Source organism: Geobacillus sp. FSL K6-0789 (assembly GCF_038593135.1).
Taxonomy (GTDB): Bacteria; Bacillota; Bacilli; order Bacillales; family Anoxybacillaceae; genus Geobacillus; species Geobacillus stearothermophilus.
In genome coordinates this window covers 1459128-1474721 of record NZ_CP151966.1, presented here as the reverse complement: position 1 = coordinate 1474721, position 15594 = coordinate 1459128, and the positions used below count along the sequence as shown (strand labels likewise).

At 55.0% G+C, this 15594-nt stretch carries 19 protein-coding genes and 4 pseudogenes; 8 read left to right on the top strand and 15 right to left on the bottom strand.

From position 1 onward, the window contains the following. Positions 1-58: 58 nt before the first annotated feature. From NSQ51_RS07595 to NSQ51_RS07565, 7 genes and pseudogenes are all read right to left on the bottom strand, one after another. Complete coding sequence (locus NSQ51_RS07595) at positions 59-2335, bottom strand: DEAD/DEAH box helicase (RefSeq protein WP_049624871.1); 2277 nt, start codon at positions 2333-2335, stop codon at positions 59-61. A 172-nt stretch (positions 2336-2507) separates the two neighbouring features. Next, on the bottom strand, positions 2508-3533 hold the full coding sequence (locus tag NSQ51_RS07590; protein ID WP_033015333.1) for an IclR family transcriptional regulator C-terminal domain-containing protein: 1026 nt from the start codon (positions 3531-3533) through the stop codon (positions 2508-2510). After that, positions 3490-3678, bottom strand: a pseudogene (locus tag NSQ51_RS07585) (4Fe-4S dicluster domain-containing protein); the annotation flags it as partial. The gene NSQ51_RS07590 and the pseudogene NSQ51_RS07585, both read right to left, overlap by 44 nt. A gap of 2 nt (positions 3679-3680) precedes the next feature. Beyond that, positions 3681-4256, bottom strand: a pseudogene (locus NSQ51_RS07580) (FAD-binding protein); the annotation flags it as partial. Further along, positions 4201-4929, bottom strand: coding sequence for a TIM barrel protein (locus NSQ51_RS07575; protein WP_230581340.1), 729 nt, complete (start codon positions 4927-4929; stop codon positions 4201-4203). The pseudogene NSQ51_RS07580 and the gene NSQ51_RS07575, both read right to left, overlap by 56 nt. A 197-nt stretch (positions 4930-5126) precedes the next feature. Continuing rightward, complete coding sequence (locus NSQ51_RS07570; protein ID WP_020755708.1) at positions 5127-5765, bottom strand: Bax inhibitor-1/YccA family protein; 639 nt, start codon at positions 5763-5765, stop codon at positions 5127-5129. 49 nt (positions 5766-5814) lie between these two features. Beyond that, complete coding sequence (locus NSQ51_RS07565; protein WP_259463474.1) at positions 5815-6111, bottom strand: AbrB family transcriptional regulator; 297 nt, start codon at positions 6109-6111, stop codon at positions 5815-5817. 5 nt (positions 6112-6116) lie between these two features. Between NSQ51_RS07565 and NSQ51_RS07560 the strand changes: the two genes are divergently transcribed. Further along, entirely contained in the window at positions 6117-6428 is a 312-nt protein-coding gene (locus tag NSQ51_RS07560) for a hypothetical protein (protein ID WP_033015338.1), read from the top strand. Here the strand turns inward: NSQ51_RS07560 and cysK are convergent. Then, positions 6414-7337 (bottom strand): cysteine synthase A, encoded by a 924-nt coding sequence (gene cysK, locus NSQ51_RS07555; protein WP_033009303.1) that lies wholly within the window; start codon positions 7335-7337, stop codon positions 6414-6416. The genes NSQ51_RS07560 and cysK overlap by 15 nt on opposite strands. A gap of 193 nt (positions 7338-7530) precedes the next feature. On the opposite strand from cysK, the gene NSQ51_RS07550 reads away from it, so the two are divergent. After that, on the top strand, positions 7531-8634 hold the full coding sequence (locus NSQ51_RS07550) for a histidine kinase N-terminal domain-containing protein (protein ID WP_049625980.1): 1104 nt from the start codon (positions 7531-7533) through the stop codon (positions 8632-8634). A gap of 46 nt (positions 8635-8680) precedes the next feature. Beyond that, positions 8681-9034: a hypothetical protein gene (locus NSQ51_RS07545; RefSeq protein WP_033006776.1), complete on the top strand. Its 354-nt coding sequence runs from the start codon at positions 8681-8683 to the stop codon at positions 9032-9034. A gap of 19 nt (positions 9035-9053) precedes the next feature. Here the strand turns inward: NSQ51_RS07545 and NSQ51_RS07540 are convergent, their stop codons facing one another. Beyond that, a complete protein-coding gene (locus NSQ51_RS07540) occupies positions 9054-9194 on the bottom strand; it encodes a hypothetical protein (RefSeq protein WP_015374705.1) in 141 nt (46 codons plus the stop codon). Between the two features lie 13 nt (positions 9195-9207). On the opposite strand from NSQ51_RS07540, the gene NSQ51_RS07535 reads away from it, so the two are divergent. From NSQ51_RS07535 to NSQ51_RS07520, 4 genes and pseudogenes are all read left to right on the top strand, one after another. Next, positions 9208-9393: a hypothetical protein gene (locus tag NSQ51_RS07535; protein WP_061567589.1), complete on the top strand. Its 186-nt coding sequence runs from the start codon at positions 9208-9210 to the stop codon at positions 9391-9393. Positions 9394-9413: 20 nt separating this feature from the next. After that, positions 9414-9638 (top strand): spore coat protein, encoded by a 225-nt coding sequence (locus NSQ51_RS07530; protein WP_015374703.1) that lies wholly within the window; start codon positions 9414-9416, stop codon positions 9636-9638. Positions 9639-9802: 164 nt separating this feature from the next. Continuing rightward, a pseudogene (locus tag NSQ51_RS07525) lies at positions 9803-9943 on the top strand (spore coat protein); the annotation flags it as partial. A gap of 93 nt (positions 9944-10036) precedes the next feature. Continuing rightward, on the top strand, positions 10037-11398 hold the full coding sequence (locus NSQ51_RS07520; RefSeq protein ID WP_049625120.1) for a S8 family peptidase: 1362 nt from the start codon (positions 10037-10039) through the stop codon (positions 11396-11398). A gap of 177 nt (positions 11399-11575) precedes the next feature. Here the strand turns inward: NSQ51_RS07520 and NSQ51_RS07515 are convergent, their stop codons facing one another. The 4 genes and pseudogenes from NSQ51_RS07515 to NSQ51_RS07500 form a co-directional block, all read right to left on the bottom strand. Beyond that, positions 11576-12151, bottom strand: coding sequence for a YitT family protein (locus NSQ51_RS07515; RefSeq protein ID WP_033015362.1), 576 nt, complete (start codon positions 12149-12151; stop codon positions 11576-11578). 154 nt (positions 12152-12305) lie between these two features. Continuing rightward, positions 12306-12476, bottom strand: coding sequence for a twin-arginine translocase TatA/TatE family subunit (locus NSQ51_RS07510; RefSeq protein ID WP_020959661.1), 171 nt, complete (start codon positions 12474-12476; stop codon positions 12306-12308). Positions 12477-12584: 108 nt separating this feature from the next. After that, positions 12585-12763: pseudogene (locus tag NSQ51_RS07505) on the bottom strand (H-type small acid-soluble spore protein). A gap of 3 nt (positions 12764-12766) precedes the next feature. Beyond that, the gene (locus NSQ51_RS07500) at positions 12767-12988 is read right to left on the bottom strand and encodes a hypothetical protein (RefSeq protein WP_033015364.1); all 222 of its coding nucleotides are present in this window, start codon (positions 12986-12988) and stop codon (positions 12767-12769) included. Positions 12989-13060: 72 nt separating this feature from the next. Between NSQ51_RS07500 and NSQ51_RS07495 the strand changes: the two genes are divergently transcribed. Then, a complete protein-coding gene (locus NSQ51_RS07495; protein ID WP_049625981.1) occupies positions 13061-14053 on the top strand; it encodes an acyltransferase family protein in 993 nt (330 codons plus the stop codon). Positions 14054-14109: 56 nt separating this feature from the next. Here the strand turns inward: NSQ51_RS07495 and thiE are convergent, their stop codons facing one another. After that, on the bottom strand, positions 14110-14778 hold the full coding sequence (gene thiE, locus NSQ51_RS07490; RefSeq protein ID WP_049625119.1) for a thiamine phosphate synthase: 669 nt from the start codon (positions 14776-14778) through the stop codon (positions 14110-14112). A 5-nt stretch (positions 14779-14783) separates the two neighbouring features. Further along, a complete protein-coding gene (gene thiD / locus NSQ51_RS07485) occupies positions 14784-15584 on the bottom strand; it encodes a bifunctional hydroxymethylpyrimidine kinase/phosphomethylpyrimidine kinase (protein ID WP_033009277.1) in 801 nt (266 codons plus the stop codon). Positions 15585-15594 lie beyond the last annotated feature (10 nt).

The following is a 15594-nucleotide window of genomic DNA, read 5'->3' as shown; positions in this document are numbered from 1 at the left end:
CCTTCCTTTCCGTCCAGTCTCGATGACCGGGAAGCTGCGCCGCAGGGCGCGGTTGGCGCTAAGCCGAGGAACCGCTCCGCACAGCGAGCTGTTCAGCTAAAAACTGCACCAATTCATGCTTGACCGGCATTCCTGCCGCATCAAGAGCACCGATGCACGATGGACAGCCATCCGCACACGGACAGCGCTCCACCCACTCTTTCACTTTCGCCAGCATTTGTTCATACCGCTCAAACAGCGCTTCCGATAAACCGATGCCGCCCGGATAGCGGTCATAAAGGAAAATGGTCGGCCGTCCGGAGTGCGGCGCCTTCAGCTGCGGCACAACATGAATATCCGAGCGGTCGCACATGACAAACATCGGCACTAGATGGCCAAGCACGTTGGCGATGCCCACCAGAATGTGCTCAAACAACGCCGGGGAAAACCGCGGCGGCACTTCCATCCATTCGAGCCATGCCGCCGACGTATGAAGCGTTTCTTCCGGCAGGCGGATCGGCCCCCATCCAATGTTTTCAAACGTCGACAGTTTCAGCTTTTTAAACATCGTCGCCATCGCCCGGACCGATACATCGCCGTACTTGACGGCCATCGCCCCTCGTTCGGCAGTACGGTCTTCAGACAGCACTTCAAGCTGCACGGCCAGATTGGCATCGGTGAAATATTCGACATCCACTTGACGGACGTACGCTTTTTTCTCCTCCCAATCAAGCTGCTCAACTTGGTATTGCGTCCCTTCGTGCAAATAGATCGCTTCTTCATGGAGCAGCGTCATCGCGCTGAAGCGATCCATCTCACCGATGACACGATGGCGGGCGGTGTCAGAAACATCGATAATGACGACATTTTCCTGCGCCGCAGAGCGCAAACTAATGTTTTGCGCCGGAAACGCTTCGCTCATCCAATGCCAGCGGCCGCTGCGCTCATAAAGCACCCCCTGCTCAGCCAAAAAATCGAGCACTTCTTCGACCTCGACTCCACCAAACGTCTCGCCGCGCCGAAACGGAAGCTCGTACGCGGCGCATTTAAGATGGTCGACTAAAATGAGCATATTATCCGGATTGATGCGGGCTGTTTCCGGCGAGCGGGCGAAGAAGTATTCCGGATGGGCGGCGATGTACTGGTCAAGCGGACTTGAACCGGCCACCATAATCACGAGCGAATCGCCATGGCGGCGGCCGGCGCGGCCGGCTTGCTGCCACGTGCTGGCAATCGTTCCTGGGTAACCGGCGAGAATGCACGCCTGCAGCTGGCCGATATCAACGCCAAGCTCGAGCGCGTTTGTGCTGACCACCCCGATAATGTCCCCGCTGCGCAGCCCCTTTTCAATCGCGCGCCGTTCGTTCGGCAAGTAGCCGCCGCGGTAGCCGCGGACCATCGTTTCCCCAATCCGCCCCTTCACCGCCGCCTGCAAATGGCTTAAGATAAGTTCGGCGCGGACGCGGCTGCGGGCGAACACAATCGTCGGAATGTGGTTGCGTAAAAGCTGCCGCGCCAGTTCGACCGCCGTTTTCGTCGCACTTTGACGGACGTTCATCGTCCGCTCGACGACCGGCGGATTGTAAAACACGATATGTTTCCGTCCGCGCGGCGCCCCGTTGTTGTCAATCAGCGCCACCGGTTCGCCAATCAGCCGCTCAGCCAACTCCTGCGGATTGGCGATCGTCGCCGAGGTGCAAATAAATGTCGGCCGGCTGCCGTAAAAGGCGCAAATCCGCTTTAGGCGGCGGATGACGTTCGCGACATGGCTGCCGAACACGCCGCGGTATGTATGCAGTTCGTCGATGACGACGTAGCGCAACTGTTCAAACAGCGACATCCATTTCGTATGGTGCGGCAAAATGGCGGTATGGAGCATGTCCGGGTTGGTGATGACAATATGACCGGCCTGGCGGATTTTTTGCCGCAGCGCCGGCGCCGTATCGCCGTCGTATGTATAGCTGTAAATCGGCGTTCCCATCTCGGCGATGATTTCATGTAATTCGTTTTTTTGATCTTGGGCGAGCGCCTTGGTCGGAAATAAGTAAAGAGCGCGGCTTTCCGGCGCCTCCGCGATCGCTTGCAGCACAGGCAAATTGTAGCAGAGCGTTTTGCCGGATGCCGTCGGCGTCACGGCGACGATGTTCCGCCCGCTTCGCACCGCCTCATACGCTGACGCCTGGTGCGTGTAAAGCGAGGCGATGCCGCGCGCTTCAAGCGCCGCGCGCAGCCGCGGATTCAATTCGGTCGGAAACGGAACTGTGTCGGCTTCTTTCGGCTCAATTTCATGCCAATGAACGACGTTCGGGTCCTGACGAAGCTGTTCGATCCACTCGGAAAGCGTCTGTTTGTTCACGTTGCCAATCACCTCGTTTCTATTTTACATGCATCATTGCCGTTTGCACTAGCAAAACGCGGCGAAAAGCGGGCGTCTTTCGGAAAGCGAAGCGCAACACGGCTCGGCTGCATGCCCTTCCGTCCGCCATGCCCAGCCGGCCGTTCGCGCCGCAAAACAAAACGCCCAGCCGTTACGGCTGGACGGAATGAATCGGCCGATGGCCGAGCCGGGCGGAGAGTTCTTTGCCGATTTGGCGCATGCGCGCAGCAAGCCTCATGATGCGGTCATCCGTCATGCGGATCGTCGGGCCGAAAACGCTGACGGCGGCGACAACGCTTCCTGTATAGTCGAAAATCGGCACCGCGACGCAGCGGATGCCATATTCATTTTCTTCCAGGTCAAGCGCATATCCGTTTTGCCGAATGGTGTCAAGCTCGCGGAAAAACGCCTCGCGGTCGGTGATCGTCCAATCGGTATGTCTGGGCAACCCTTTCCGGTCGATGATCTCGGCGGCGACAGCCGGCGCTTTGGCGGCGACAAACGTATTGCGGAGCGTGCCGATGCCGTCCACTTCACATTCAATGACTGTTCCCGGGCCAACCAGCTCAGCGCCGACCGGGCTTCCGGTTAAAATGACATCGCCCGGTTGCAACGTCATGACATGGGACAAATAGGAGATCATTTTGCTGATCGAAATGATCATGAGCTCTGTCGGGCTGTTTTGTTTTTCGACGCCGTTCACGCGCGCTTTCACCGACACCGACAGCGGGTCAAGCTCCGTTTCAATAACCGGGCCGAGCGGCTTGCTCGCATCAAACAACACAAGCGGGTGCAAATTGCCGTCTCCAGCATGGAAAATATTCACAATCAGAAGCCCGTATTTGCGGCTGATGTTGGCGATTTCGTTCAACACTTCCGGCAGCCGGCTGCGCGGAATGACGCCGTCTTGCACTAAATAATCCGGCGAAATCGCCCCCATGGCGCCAAAGCCGGTTTTCCGGTTCGCCCACCAGCGCGCCCGCTCTTCCTCTGACTGGGCGACTTTCACTTCGCGCACATGGTGGCGGCGGCAAATCGTTAAAATATCGTCGATTTGCTCGTCAATCCCGGCGAAAATGCCGTCCACTTCAATGAGCAACAGCGCGGCGATGTCTTTCGGATGGCCGACTGGAAACGCGGCCGCGCGGAGAGTGCTGCTCTTGGCCGGTTTGTTCATACGTCGGACACGACTCCAAGCACATGCCGCAGTGGACGCAATCAGCCCACTTGCTCGGGTCCGGCAAGTCGGGAAATCGGGAGTTGCCGAGGCTTGTGGTCGCACACGCCGGGCTGTCCGTCCGTTCGTTGATTATCGTGCTCATGATTAAATCCCCCCAATAAAGCACTGATCGTTGAGCGTTTTGTTTGGATCTTTTCGCTTAATGCCTTCGAGCAAGAAAAAGTACGATGGCTTTCCGCCCCAAACGTCAACGCGCTGGCGCAGCGAAAATGGTAAATGTTTCACGATCGCATAGCCGCCAAGGCGAACTGCTGCCTGACGCAGCTCCTCAATGGCCGCCAACACCCCTTCTTCGCTTCCGTGTACATACACCTGGCAAAGCCCATGGCCCAATCCACCGTGCGCCTCAAGACGGACGTGGCAGCGATCAACGATAAGAACGCTTTCCTGCAAGACGGCGAGCACATCCAAGTTGACGACGCCGATTTTCACCGCCGCTTCCACGCCGTTTTTCGCCAGCGCCAGGCGCGCGTTCGACGCCGCTGTATAAAACGCCTGCCAAAAGACGGAAGCCTCCTCAGCAGCTAAAACGGACATTTCCGCCATTTTCGGCCGCAGCCGTTCCACCCATTGTTCTTGGTAATGGACGGCGTTTTCCACATCTTCACACCCGATCACAAGCGTATAAACCGGCCGTCCCGTCAGCCGCTCGGAAAGCGTGCTCTTGCAAAAATGCGAAAATCTCGCGATACGGAAGCGCTCCCGTCCCCGGCTCATGCCGCCCGGGGGCATCGGCAAATTGCACATGGTCAATCAATGGTTCATAGGCCGCAAACGTCGCTGTCACATCGCGCCCAAGCCGCGCCATATGGTAGATGTCGTATTGCACTTTCACATTTGCCCTGCCAAGAGCGCGAATGATGGCCACGGCTTCATCAATATCCGTTAAAAAGTAGCCCGGCATATCGAACGGATTGATCGGTTCAATCGTCAGCGTCAAACCGTGGACGCCGAGCGCAGCGGCCGCCTCATCCAAGCGGCGCATGTATATTTCTTTCGCCCGTTCCCGCGGCAAATCGGCCGGAACCACTCCAGCCATGCAATGAAGACGCGGCGCGCCAAGCGCGAGCGCATAGCGCACCCCTTCCTCAAGCGCACGGCGGAAATCGTCATGACGGCCGGGAAGAATCGCCAGTCCGCGCTCCCCCTTTTCCCAATCGCCGGCCGGCAAGTTGATCGTAACGAGCGACAGCCCGTATTCCTCCAGTTCAGCGGCAACCGCCTCAGGCGCCGCAGCGTACGGAAACTGGCACTCAACGTGCGAAAACCTGTGCTGCTTCGCCTTGGCAAAACCGGGCAAGAAACGGCGCTTCCGTGAAAATCGTCGAAACATTGACGGCAAACTTCATCATGAGGCCCCTTTCTTCTCCATTTCTTTCTTTTATTCGCCCCACCATTTGCCGATTCCTGCCTCACCGCGTTTCACCTTTCATGCCGTAAAAAAATAGCCGCACCATTTCGACTTGCCGCTTTGATCTGTGCCATCGTCATAGAAAAAGGGCTGCTCCTTTTGGCAGCCCTTTTTGGCACTCAATCCTCATCGCTGGCGAAAAAACGCAAAATGTAGACAAACAAATTGATGAAATCAAGGTAAATATTGACGACAATCATCGGGATATCCGCTTCCGTAAAGCCGTAGCGGGCCAAACGGTTGATGTCGTAAATCGTAAAGCCAAGGAAAATCAAAATCCCCAAAGCAGCGATGCCCATTTGCCCGACGCTGGAAAATGGAATGAACCATTGGATGATCAGCAAGCCAAGAAGCGCAAACGCGCCAAGCATCAAAAACCCGCCGAGGAACGAAAAATCTTCTTTCGTTCTCGCCGCGTAAATGGCAACGCCGGAAAACGAGACGACGGCCAGCGCAAACGCTTTGAACACCGCCGCTGCACCGATGACGGACAAGTAATAGCCGATGAGCGGATAGAGCGTCGCCCCCGAGACAAACATAAACGCAAACATGAGCGGATAGCCGACCGCTTTTTTGCTGCGGGCGAAGATCATCACCAAAAGCAAAATGAGTTCCAAGCCATAGAGCGGCAAGTACATCCCGGCCGGCACCCATTGCCCGGCATACAGCCCTGCGGTCGCAACAGCCAGCGCCGCTAAAAAGGAAACCGCCAACTTCGCCACCGGGCTGTGCGGACGATAAACGGTCGAATGGTTCATGGCAACCCCCCTCCTTTTTCTTTCTAGTTTAGCATATATTTGTTTCTTGTCACAGCCCTTTCTTTTGGATTGACGCAGACGGCATGACCCATCGTTCAATCGATCGAAACCAGCGGGCGGCAAACCATTTTTTCAGCACCGGCGGAACGACAAGCAAAATAAAAAAAATGCGGAACATTTGATAACTTGTCACAACAGCAAGATCGGCATGCGCTTCCCGCGCCAAAATCCCCATTTGATCCATACCCCCCGGCGCCAAATCGATGAACGCTGTCAGCAACATCACCGGCAATTGCCGGCCCATCTCCCCAAGCGTTCCTGCCGTCATCGATGGAGGATTCGAAATGGTTCATGAAATCCGTCACTGTTTTTATCATTCCGACCATGACGCAGCGCTGCGCTCGTTCGATCTGCCAAAAGAACAGCAACGATTCACCGCACTCCCCGCTGAGGCGCTCAACGCATGCGCCAAGGAACCAGAAAGAAAGCCGATTGTCATCCTTCATCAAGAACGACCGGTCGGTTTTTTTGTTCTCCACACCGGCAAACGATCAAACAAAAGCATTCCTCTTTGTTTTGCAGAGAGGAATGCTTCACTTCCCAATGAAAGGCAAGAAATCCTCGCTTTTTTCGTCGATCGACGTCCGCTTAATCGGCGAATAAATCGGATGACAAATACCGCTCGCCGGAATCGGGCGCCATGCAAAGGACGCGTGCGCCTTTCGGGAGCTGTTTTGCCACTTTGATGGCGTAATAAGCGCTCGCCGCCGCTGAGGCGCCGACCAAAATGCCTTCCTTGGCCGCCAGTTGGCGCGCCATTTGCTGGGCATCCTCATCTTTGATCAAAAAAATGTCATCGTAAATCGAGCGGTTTAAAATTTTCGGGATAAACCCCGGACCCGTGCCGGGAATTTTGTGCGGCCCCGGCTTCCCGCCCGACAACACCGGCGAACCGTACGGTTCAACGACGTAAATGCGCAAATTTGGAATGCGCTTTTTCAGTTCCTCCCCTGTTCCCGTCACCGTCCCGCCGGTGCCGGCGGTGAGCACGAACGCATCGAGCCGCCCATCAAACGCCTCGTAAATTTCCACCGCCGTTGTATGGCGATGCGCATCCGGATTGGCCGAATTTTCAAACTGCATCGGAATGAAGCTGTCAGGGATTTCGCCAGCCAGCCGGTTCGCTTCATCAATTGCCCCTTGCATCCGCTTCTCCGCCGGCGTCAAATAAACTTCGGCTCCGTACGCCTTTAAAATTTTCACCCGCTCCACCGTCGCATTGTCGGGCATCGTGATGATGCAGCGATACCCGCGGGCGGCGCACACCATGGCCAACCCGATGCCGGTGTTGCCGGACGTCGGTTCGATGATCGTGCTTTTTCCAGGCGTAATTTTCCCTTCCGCCTCTGCCCGGCGGATCATTTCCCAAGCCGGCCGATCTTTGACGCTGCCGCCTGGGTTGAACGATTCGAGTTTTATATATACGTCCGCTCCCTCCCGATCCGGGAGACGGTTGAGCTTCACGATCGGCGTACCACCGATCAAATCTAAAATCGAGTCATACAATTTCACGATCGTCCCCAACCTTTTGCAAAATATTTGTTCGTCCCATTCATTATAAATGATTTTTCCGTTTTTGTTCAAACCACCCGCCTTTTTCGCGGAAGGAAACTAGTTTTCTCGGATATGCAGCCATTTTCCCTCTGTTCTAGTTCGATGTTCTCAATTATAATAAAAATAAACGACAGAAAGCGAGGTGGCTTTGTTGACATCTGCCGCACAGCAGCTTGTCACCCATTTGGAAACCCATTTGCCGGACTTCCTCGCCTATTGGCTGCAGCACATGAAAATTGCCGACGATGACAAATATATCGACTGTGTCGAACAAAACGGCTTGGCGGTGTTCACCTTGGTCAAAGAGGCGCTGCTGCAGTCGTGGCCCGGCGAGATGGTTGAACGGCTGGCGAACAAAATCGCCAAAGAACGGGAGGAGATGAACACCGGCATCGGCGCCCTTGTTTACAACGTAAACTTGGGACGGCGCCTGATCATCAACCATGCGTTGGCCGCACCGCTGTCCGTCGATGAGCTCGCCCCGCTCATTGACCATATGAACGAGTTGTTTGACCAGTTTTTGTTTCATGCGGTCACCAAATACAATGAGTTAAAAGAAAAGGAGCTGCATGAGAAAAATGCGCTCATTGCCAGATCGCATCAAGACCGGCTGACGCTGCTCGGACAAATGTCATCGAGTTTTATCCATGAGTTTCGCAATCCGCTTACGGCTATTATTGGTTTTATTCAATTATTGAAGTTTGAGCATCCGCATCTTCCTTATTTAGACATTATCGACCATGAGTTGCAGCAGCTGAAATTTCGCATTTCGCAATTTTTGCATGCCTCACGCAAAGAAATTGTTGAAAGCGAAAAGGAAACGTTTTCGCTTTGCCAGCTGTTGGAGGAAATTATCGAGTTTTTATACGCCTCGATCGTCGACAGCGATGTCGACCTTTCGGTGGCGATCGATGAATCCATACATATATTTGCCTATAAAGATCAGCTGCGCCATGTGCTGGTAAATATTTTGCTCAACTCGATCGAAGCGTTGAAAGAGAGGGAAAAACCGCGGCGGATCAACATCGCCGCCCGTTGCCAAGACGGAAGCATCATCATCGAAATCGCCAACAACGGTCCGTCCATTCCGGCCGACATTGTGGAAACGATTTTCGAGCCGTTTTTTACGACGAAAAAACTCGGAACCGGCATCGGGTTGTACATTTGCAAAAAAGTGATTGAAGACCATGGCGGAGATATCCGCTGTTCATCCGATGAAGACATGACGACGTTTTCCATCCGCCTGCCCGCATAACAAAGGGCGAAAATGGGCATGCTGGATGTAAAAAAGGATGATGTCGATGACACCGTCATGGAAACATTTGCTGGAACAGACGGCAGCCGCCATTCGCGAATGGCTTCAGCGGGAAAACCATTCGTTTGCCGAGCTGGCGGAGCTGATCCGCCATCATCCGGACACCGTCCGGTCCGAGCGCACTTGGCTCGGTTTGACGTACCGCTTTTACTCGCTGACACTGGCGGATGCGGCGCTGAGGATGGAAACAAAAGTCGCCCACAACGGGAACGAGCGCATTTTATCGTTGTCGCTTCACGCTCCGCGGACCAAAGCAGCCGTGTATCGTTCTTATGACGAAGAGAGCGACTTGTCCGATGTCGTCACCACCCCTCCGCTCGCGGAAAAAACCGCACCGTAACCGAACCGGTGCGGTTTTTTTAGCCTTTCATGCCCTGCAGCCATTCTTGGTAACATTCCGGACAAAGCGCTTCCTCGCGTTCTTCATCGTTCGCATGGAACGAGACGTAATGCACGTTGTCGTCGCACTCGCATTGGCAATAGAAACACGTTTCGTTCATCGATTGTCCCTCCTTGTCCGTTAGTGTGGACAATCCGAGGAACGTCATTGCAAGGAAAACATCCCCAAAAGCGATCAGCACGACGTGTGCGACAACAAATAGTCTAATGGCGAGCGACCCGCAGCTGAAATCGCTCATTCAACAAGACATGCAAAAAACAGAGCAGCACATCCGCGACTTGCAAAACTTATTATCGTAACGAACGGAGGAGGGACAACGATGCAGGCAACGATGACGCCGACCGGCGTATTCAATGATCAAATGATCGCCGCCGACTATCTCATTGGGGCGAAAAGCGCGATCAAAGCGTGCGCAATGGCCATTGCCGAAGCAACAACCCCGGAAGTGCGCAATACGCTGAAGCAACATGTGAACTACCCACCACCTACGCTTCGCTTGGAGGTGGGGGCTTCAAGCGACTTGTGCGTGTTCGCCGAACGGTAAGCCACACACAAGAACCCTTTACGCTTCCCTTCGTTCCGAAGGTGTCCGTTCTAGCCATATTCTATCCTATTCGTTGGCTAACGCCAACCGACATTCATCTCCCACTTTCACTGGTGCTGGCGCACCTTCACGTTTAGAAGTAGGAGACTTCTTTCGGAGGGAAGTTAAATGACGCGATTGCGTTTCACGAGCAAATTAGCCAATACATGATCAACAAAGGATACTATCATCCGACCAACGTCCAAGAGCAGCTGCGCGTCGATATGCAAACGGCGCAGCAAGTGTTGCAATCAGCCGGCCGCTGAACGCACAAATGGGATTCGCCTGCTGCAAGGGGAATCCCATTTTTCATGATTTGCCCTCCATTCGCCCATCCTAACAACAAGGAGGTGAACAGCGTGAAACGCCGATACCGAATATGGGCCGCGACCAGCGCGGTTGTTGCTCTACTCGTTGCCGCAGCCGCCTTGGGGCGGCCGGCTCTAGAAGAAAACGCCCCGGCTCCACCACGGCTGAAGCCGTTTGACGCCGAGGTCGCACCCACCCATCCAACCGTTGTCGCCTTAGACAGCTTAAGCGCAGGCGAACAGCTGAAACAGCAGTTGAACAAGCACCCGCGCATTCGGGAAATCCTCCATAATCGCCGCGGTGACCGAAGCCATTATTTCGCCAATGAGATCGTCGTCCGCTTTCGGGCATTGCCATCGGAAAGCCGTCTTCAACAAATGGAGGCAGCCATCGCCGGCCAGCTCATCAAGCAGGTCGACCACGTGTTTGTATTCCGTTCGCGCGGGCAAACGTACGAAGAGATGCGCCGCTATTTCCGATCCCTTCCGATGGTTGATTATTGCGAACCGCACTACATTTACATGCAAAATGAGTGGAACAAGCCGGCGCTGATCCCGAACGATTCGTTTTACGCCCGCTACCAATGGAATTTGCCGGCCATTCATACCGAAGCCGGCTGGACGTTGTCGCGCGGCAAACAAACCGTGCCTGTCGCCATCATTGACAGCGGGGTCGATTTGACCCATCCCGATTTAATCCGCCGCCTTGGTCCCGGATACAACGTATTGGCCGACGACCGCTCTCCGAATGACGAAAATGGCCATGGCACCCATGTCGCTGGCATTATCGCCTCACAGCCGAACAACGACGAAGGAGTCGCCGGCATAACATGGTTCAACCCGATCATGGCCGTCAAAGCATTAAATGCGGACGGCTATGGAACGAGCATCGACGTGGCGAAAGGCATCCGCTGGGCGGTCGACCACGGGGCAAAGGTCATCAATTTAAGCCTTGGCAACTACCAACCATCCTCGGTGCTTGAAGAGGCGATCCGCTACGCCGACGCCCATGATGTCGTCCTTGTCGCCGCCTCCGGCAATGACAGCACATCACAGCCGAGCTTTCCGGCCGCGTATCCGGAAGTGATCAGCGTCGGGGCCGTCGACCCGGATCTATCCTACGCTTTGTATTCCAATTATGGCGAGTACATCGATGTGGTGGCGCCCGGGACGAACATTGCCAGCACATTTGCCGGCCATCAGTACGCCGCTCTTTCCGGCACATCCATGGCCGCTCCCCACGTCGCGGCGCTCGCCGCCTTGATTCGTTCCGTCAACCCGCAGCTTTCGAATGATGAAGTGCGCAGCATTATTTTAGAAAGCGCTGATGACTTAGGCGAGAGAGGAAAAGATCCGTATTATGGCTACGGACTTATCAACGTCTATCGTGCCCTCGAGCTGGCGAAACCGTGAACAAGCGCCCGCCTTCCATCTGGAACAGCCTGCATGCCGCCCGTTGCAACGGAATGACGCCATCTCAACGAAGCGTTGCAGGCTCGAACGCTCAAGTTCCATAACCGCCTCCCTTTCCGTCTTGATCATGACAGCGGACAGGCGGGGAATGGCCATGAAAAAACGGTGGGGACTGGATTACACCCCCATCGTTTTTTCGTGCGTCAATATCGTTGTCACCGCCCCGACAACCGTGACGACGACAAGCGAATGAACAAAGGGCACGGAGTCGATGATCAAGCTTCCAGCTGAAATGATGCACGCATCAATCACAAAAATAACGATCCCAACGTTCCAGTTCGTCAGCCGCGCGATAAACTGGGCGAGCAAGTCGGTGCCGCCCGTGCTTGTCTCCTCACGCAGCATCAACCCGATGCCTGCACCAACCAAGATTCCGCCGATCATGGCACTCCACAATGGATCGAGCGCCACCACGCCGCGCAACACCGACAATACGTCAATCATCCAAGAGGAAAACAAAAGACCGTGCAAACTGTTGTAAAAAAACGGGCGGTAGTAAAACCAAGCCGCCACGTAAAGCGGAACGCTTAAGACGATCATCATCAATCCGGCTTGCACGTTCCAGACATATTTGGCGATCAATCCGAGCCCGATCATTCCCCCATCAAGCAAATGGTGAGGAACTAAAAAGACGTTGATGCCAACGCCAATCAACAGGCTGCCGACGATCACCGCCGCCATTTTTTTGATCATCATGACTCCCCTCCGCCACCGGCTGATTGCAACGAACGAACGCACCTCCGTATATGTATATGGCGCTTGTCAGCAGAGCTTGTCTTTTTTTTTGCGGCGAGAGAACAATGGCCGACAAAGCAAAAAATAAGAGGCTAGGCTCTCGCCCAACCTCTTATTTTTGCGCTTTTGTCGCCTCGTCGTCGTCAATGATGCCCTTTGTCGCGTTTTTGAATTCACGCAGCGTTTTTCCAGCCGCTTGCCCTAACTCCGGCAACTTTTTCGGCCCGAAAATGAGCAATGCGAAAAAGACGATGAGCGCAATTTCTCCAAACCCGATGTTCATATTGCTCACTCCAATGTTCAAGCGTCATTTCTTTCGCTATTATATCATATTCGAACAAGGAGTGTCATCGGCTTTCCCTTGACAAAACAACGACAACTTGCCCGGCGCCTACAGCTCTTCAAGCAGGCGCACCGGTACGTCTTGCTCGCGTTCCGGCTCATCAGCAAAATAAATGCGCGCCATTCCCGCCCTTCATCGACGTGCTGAATGATCACCCGTTTTCCTTCATACGTCACCGGGACGATCTCTCCGGCCTCGGCGATCCGTTTCGCCCGCAGCAACTCCATTTCTTATTCGCCTCCTTTTGCACTGTCTTCCGCCTGCGCCCGCAAGCTTTTCCAAAACAATTCATCGTTGCAGACGATGGCGTTCAATTCCCCTTCGTCCCCTTTGGCGTTGATGATTTGCAATAACTGCGTCATATCGTCCGTTTCGCGGCGGTCGTTTTTCACCCAATCATCACCTTTCTTTGTCAAACTGTTGCATGGACAGCCGCTTTCCGGCAGCGGCATGTTTCTGCGGTTGACTCCCCCAAAAAAAAGAAGTATGATTCGAATTGATGTGTTAGAAAAGGAGGAAACACTGTGAAGGAGCGGGACTATTATTTTGACAACGCGAAGTGTGCGTTGATGCTCCTTGTCGTGTTTGGCCATTTTCTGCGCCCGTACATTGACGGCGTCTTATGGGTGCACAGCTTGTATACGTGGATTTTTTTCCATATGCCGGCGTTCATTTTCATTTCCGGCTATTTCGCCAAAAAGTTCTATGAACACGGCTACTTGCAAAAAATTACGAAAAAGCTGCTCATTCCGTACGTTCTGTTCCAGCTGCTGTACTCGGTCTACTACTTCTTCCTGTACGACAAACAGTCGTTGGAACTTGACTTGTTGACCCCGCATTGGAGCCTATGGTTTTTGCTCAGCCTGTTCAGCTGGAACGTGCTGCTGTTATGGTTCGGCCGGCTGCCGAAGCGGATCGCGCTGCCGATGGCGCTTCTTCTCGGCTTGGCCGGCGGGATGATGGAAGCGGAAAAATGGCTGAGCTTGTCAAGAACGCTCACGTTTTTCCCGTTCTTTTTGCTCGGGTTTTTCACGCCAAAGCCGGCGATCGAGCGCCTGTTTGCCGCACCGGTGCGCGTCGCTTCGCTGTTTGTGCTGACTGGCATGTTTGTGCTTATTCATTTCGGGTTTCCAGACTTGCCACAAGACTGGTTGTACGGCTCAAAGTCATACGATACGCTCGGCGTGTCGGAGCCGGCCGGCGCGGCGGGCCGCCTTGCCATTTATGGGGCGAGCCTGCTCATGATGTTTGGCTTTCTGTCGCTCATCCCGAGCCGGCGCTTCTCGTTTTCCGTGCTTGGGGCGCGCACGTTTTACATCTATATCTTGCACGGGTTTATTTTAAAATATTTGCACGAAACGCCGTTTACGGATTTTATTATGGATGTGCACGGCTATCCGCTTCTGCTCGCGCTGTCAGTCGCCGTTATGCTCGTTCTCGGCAGCCGGCCGGTCGTCCGGCTCGTGCGGCCGCTGCTTGAATGGCGGTGGCCGAGGTGGCGGCAGACGGCTTCATAAGACGCAAAAAGGGTGTCCTGCGAACAGGACACCCTTTTGTCTTGTCTGTTTGATGGTCACCGTTTCACACGGGCAGCCCGCACCGCCTCCAATAAACGAGAAGCGGCGGCTTTAGGCGACGGAGATGACGCGATGGCGCTGATGACCGACACCCCGTCCGCTCCGGCCTCCATCACCTCTCTTGCATTGTCAGCCGTAATGCCGCCGATGGCGACAATCGGAATCGTAATCCCCGCTTCGCGGAGGCGGCGAAGAATATCGGGGCCTTGCGCTTCGTTCGCATCATCCTTTGAGCGGGTTGGATAAATTGGGCCGACGCCGATGTAATCAGCCCCTGCCGCCATAGCCGCCATCGCTTCTTCGACGTTGTGGGCGGAAACGCCTAAAATTTTATCACCGATTTTCTCCCGCACGCGCCGCGCGTCTTCATCATCTTGGCCGACGTGGACACCGTCGGCATCGATGGCCATAGCCAGCTCGACGTCATCGTTGACGATAAACGGCACGCCATAAGTGCGGCAAAGACGCTGCAATCTCTGGGCGAGCGCCGCTTTGTCTTCCCCTTTGAAAGCGCCCGGTCCTTTTTCGCGAAATTGAAACAGCGTCACGCCGCCGTCAAGCGCTTCCTCGAGCACCTGCTCCGCCGGCTTCTCACTGTTTGGGGTTCCCATAATAAAGTACACCGCCAACCGCTCTTTCATTTCTTCGCTTGTGATGCGCGTCACCCGTCTCACTCCCCATATTGCCGATACGCCCAATGGTTCGTCGGCCCGTGGCCTTGGCCGATGCCGAGCGGATGGGCAATCGCCGATTGTACAAACGCCTTCGCCGTTGCCACAGCATCAGCGGGGTGGCGCCCTTTCGCCAGTTCAGCCGCAATCGCCGCAGCGAACGTACAACCGGTCCCGTGCGTATGGCGCGTGTCGATCCGCTTGCTTTTAAAATACGAAAATCCGTCTCCATTATACAGCAAATCGACCGTTTCCTCGCCGTCGTCATCATGGCCGCCTTTAATCACGACGTAGCGGGCGCCCATCCGGTGCAGACGGCGCGCCGCTTCGCGGCGGTCATCCATCGTGCGGATGGCCGTGCCGGTCAGCGCTTCCGCTTCCGGAATGTTCGGCGTAATGACAAGCGCCAGCGGCAACAGTTCTTCTTTCAGCGCCGCCACCGCCTCTTCTTGCAGCAACGGGGCGCCGCCTTTCGCGATCATCACCGGATCGACGACAAGCCGCTCCCAGCCGTGTTTTTTCACCTGTTCAGCCACGGTGCGGATGATATCGGCGCTAAAAAGCATGCCGGTTTTCACCGCATCGGCGCCTAAATCAGCGGCCACCGATTCGATCTGGGCGGCGACCGCCTCCGCCGACAGCGGAAAGACGCCTTGCACGCCGAGCGTATTTTGCGCCGTCACCGCTGTGATCGCTGACATGCCAAACACACCAAGCTCTTGAAACGTTTTGAGATCCGCTTGAATGCCGGCGCCGCCGCCGCTGTCCGAACCAGCAATCGTCAACGCTTTGAATACCATGTGGCGCCCC